The sequence below is a fragment of the Bacillus sp. JJ783 genome (genome assembly GCF_036963225.1).
GTDB classification, from domain to species: domain Bacteria; phylum Bacillota; class Bacilli; order Bacillales; family Bacillaceae_G; genus Bacillus_A; species Bacillus_A cereus_U.
In genome coordinates this window covers 3,078-6,972 of sequence record NZ_JBALMG010000077.1, presented here as the reverse complement: position 1 = coordinate 6,972, position 3,895 = coordinate 3,078, and the positions used below count along the sequence as shown (strand labels likewise).

The following is a 3,895-nucleotide window of genomic DNA, read 5'->3' as shown; positions in this document are numbered from 1 at the left end:
AGAATTAAAAGAGCCGGTAAAAGAAGTTGAAGAAACAAAAGGAGAAGTAAAAGGGCCGGTAAAAGAAGTTGAAGAAACAAAAGGAGAAGTAAAAGAGCCGGTAAAAGAAGTTGAAGGTATAAAAGAAGAAGTGAAAGAACCAGCAAAAGAAGTTGGAGAAACAAAAGAAGAGGTAAAAGAAGCGACAACTAGATTGGATCAAGAGCCAAAAGGGGATAATCAAGTTGGGTCAGTGAAAGTGGTAGGACAAGAGAGTACGAAAGAAAAAGATTCAAATAAACAACATGCTAATAAGCAAGAGGAAAATAAGAAATCTTTAGCAGCAACTGGTGGTCAAGCTACCACATCGACTTTACTTTCTGGATTAGCACTTGTTCTTTCAGCATTAAGTATGTTTGTATTTAGAAAGAGATTATTTAAGAAATAAATAACGTTTTATCTTATTATCACAAAGAATATATATTTTTTTGAGAATACCTTATCATAGCAATTTCATGTTGAAATATGCTTATGATAAGGTCTTTTTGAATAGGGGAAGGATATTAATACGAGGATGTTTTGATCACTTAAATAATGGAGAAACTGTAGCGGAAATTGTGAGTACTCTTCGTTCACGATACGTTCAAAATGTATGAAGAAATAATATGAAATATTGCATTTTATATCATTTTATCCAGATAATATGTTAATTTCGTGAATGGAATATATAAATAGGGGGCAATGATATGAACAAGAAATTAAAGATTAATAAAGTGATGCTTAGTATTAGTACAATGGCGCTATCGTTAGGAGCAATTCAAACGAATGTATTAGCAGAAGAAAAGGTCCCATATAATGTATTGCATTCGAAACCAGTTGGAATTGAAAAACCAGTAGATGAGATCGGACACGCTTCTAAAGCTGAGGAAACATTATCATTTCAAGAACGTTTAAAAGTAGGAGACTTTTCACAGCGACCAGCATCTATTATGAAGAGTTCAAAAGTAAAGCAAGTTAAAGAAAGCTATTCGATGGCTGATTTAAACAAAATGAATGATCAAGAATTGATTGAAACTTTAGGAAGTATTAAGTGGAATCAAATTACAGACTTGTTCCAGTTCAATGAAGACGCGAAAACTTTTTATCAGGACAAAGGAAAAATGCAAGTAATTATAGACGAATTAGCTCATAGAGGTAGTACATTTACGAAAGATGATTCAAAAGGAATTCAAACGTTTACTGAAGTGTTACGTTCGGCTTTTTATCTTGCATTTTATAATAATGAATTAAGCGCCTTAAATGAAAGAAGCTTCCAGGATAAATGTTTACCTGCTTTAAAAGCAATCGCAAAAAATCCAAACTTTAAGCTTGGAACAAATGAGCAAGATACAGTAGTATCTGCATACGGTAAATTAATTAGTAATGCATCAAGTGATGTTGAAACGGTGCAATACGCATCGAATATTTTAAAACAATATAATGATAATTTTAATGCATATGTAGACGATCGTATGAAAGGACAAGCTGTGTACGATATGATGCAAGGCATTGATTATGATATACAGTCTTACTTAAATGAGGCTCGTAAAGAAGCGAATGAAACGATGTGGTATGGAAAAGTAGATGGGTTTATTAATGAAATAAATCGTATTGCTCTTCTAAATGAAGTAACGCCAGAAAATAAATGGCTCGTTAATAATGGAATTTATTTTGCTAGCCGTTTAGGAAAGTTTCATAGCAATCCAAATAAAGGATTAGAGATTGTTACACAAGCAATGCATATGTATCCACGTTTAAGTGAACCGTATTTTGTTGCGGTAGAACAAATTACAACAAACTATAATGGGAAAGATTATAGCGGGAATACGGTAGATTTAGAGAAGATACGTAAAGAAGGAAAAGAGCAATACTTACCAAAAACGTATACATTCGACGATGGATCTATTGTATTTAAAACTGGGGATAAAGTGTCAGAAGAAAAAATTAAGAGATTATATTGGGCCGCGAAGGAAGTAAAAGCGCAATATCACCGCGTAATTGGAAATGACAAAGCTTTAGAACAAGGTAATGCAGACGACGTATTAACGATAGTAATCTATAATACTCCAGATGAATATCAGTTAAATAGACAATTGTATGGATATGAAACAAACAATGGTGGAATTTATATTGAAGAGACAGGTACATTCTTTACATATGAGCGTACGCCAGAGCAAAGTATTTATAGTTTAGAAGAGTTATTCCGTCATGAGTTCACTCATTATCTTCAAGGGAGATATGAAGTTCCTGGTTTATTTGGAAGAGGAGATATGTATCAAAATGAAAGATTAACTTGGTTCCAAGAAGGGAATGCAGAATTTTTCGCAGGATCTACTCGTACAAATAATGTAGTACCGAGAAAGAGCATCATTAGCGGATTATCATCTGATCCTGCAAGCCGTTATACAGCAGAGCGTACACTATTTGCTAAATATGGTTCTTGGGATTTCTATAACTACTCGTTCGCATTGCAGTCGTACTTATATACTCATCAATTTGAAACGTTTGATAAAATTCAAGATTTAATTCGTGCGAATGACGTGAAAAATTATGATACATATCGTGAAACTTTAAGTAAAGATCCGAAGTTAAATAAAGAGTACCAAGCTTATATGCAGCAGTTAATTGATAATCAAGATAAGTATAATGTGCCGGAAGTAGCAGATGATTATTTAACTGAACATGCACCAAAATCGTTAACAGAAGTGAAGAAAGAAATTAGTGAGACGTTGTCTATGAAAGATACAAAAATGACAAAATATGAGTCTCAATTCTTTAATACATTTACATTAGAAGGTACGTTTACAGGTAGTGTAACAAAAGGTGAATCAGAAGACTGGAACGCAATGAGTAAAAGAGTAAATGAAGCTTTAGAACAATTACCGCAAAAAGAATGGAGCGGCTACAAAACGGTTACAGCATATTTCGTCAATTATCGTGTGAATAGTTCCAATCAATTTGAATATGATGTAGTCTTTCATGGTATCGCAAAAGATGACGGAGAAAATAAAGCTCCGAAAGTTAATATAAACGGTCCTTATAATGGGCTTGTAAAAGAAGGAATTCAATTCAAAAGTGATGGATCAAACGACGAAGATGGAAAAATCGTTTCTTATTCATGGGAGTTTGGAGACGGAAGAACAAGTACAGAAGTTAATCCAGTACATGCATATGAAAGAGAAGGGACTTATAAAGTAGCGTTAAGAGTAAAAGATGATAAAGGAAAAGAGAGTAGAAGCGAAACAAATGTTACGATTAAAGATGGACGTTTAACAGAATCTGAACCAAATAATCGTCCAGAGGAAGCAAATCGTATCGGGCTAAACACTACTATAAAAGGTAGCCTTATCGGCGGGGATCACACCGATGTTTATACATTTAATGTAGCATCAGCGAAAGATATCGATATTTCTGTTTTAAATGAGCATGGAATCGGGATGACATGGGTACTTCATCATGAATCAAATATGCAAAATTATGCAGCTTACGGTCAAGCTAATGGAAATCATATAGAAGCAAAATTTAATGCAAAACCAGGTAAGTACTACTTGTATGTATATAAATATGATAATGGCGATGGAACATACGCATTATCAGTAAAATAAATGCTTTTCCAATGTATGTTTAACTTTACTTTTTGTGGAAAATAGTATATTATATAGATATATAATATATCGGTTATTTACTAGGAGGAGCCTGTCACAATAGGTTTCTCCTGTTCTTTTTTAGGGGCCTGTCTTACAGGTTTTTCTTTAAAGAATAAATAACTGAAAATTAAGAACGATAATCTTTGAAAGAGGTGATTCATACAAATAAAAAGAGGGTTGTTTAAGAAAGGGGGATAAGAAATGATCTTGTTTGGTTATCCACTTGAAAC

2 protein-coding genes are annotated in these 3,895 nt (G+C 33.3%); both read left to right on the top strand.

Going from position 1 to position 3,895, the window contains the following annotated elements; translation table 11 throughout:
• The coding region (locus tag V7038_RS17085) for an LPXTG cell wall anchor domain-containing protein (RefSeq protein WP_335471052.1) at nucleotides 1-427 on the top strand (427 nt) is incomplete at its 5' end.
• Between the two features lie 298 nt (nucleotides 428-725).
• Nucleotides 726-3,623: a collagenase ColA gene (gene colA / locus V7038_RS17080; RefSeq protein WP_335471049.1), complete on the top strand. Its 2,898-nt coding sequence runs from the start codon at nucleotides 726-728 to the stop codon at nucleotides 3,621-3,623.
• The last annotated feature ends 272 nt before the right edge of the window (nucleotides 3,624-3,895 follow it).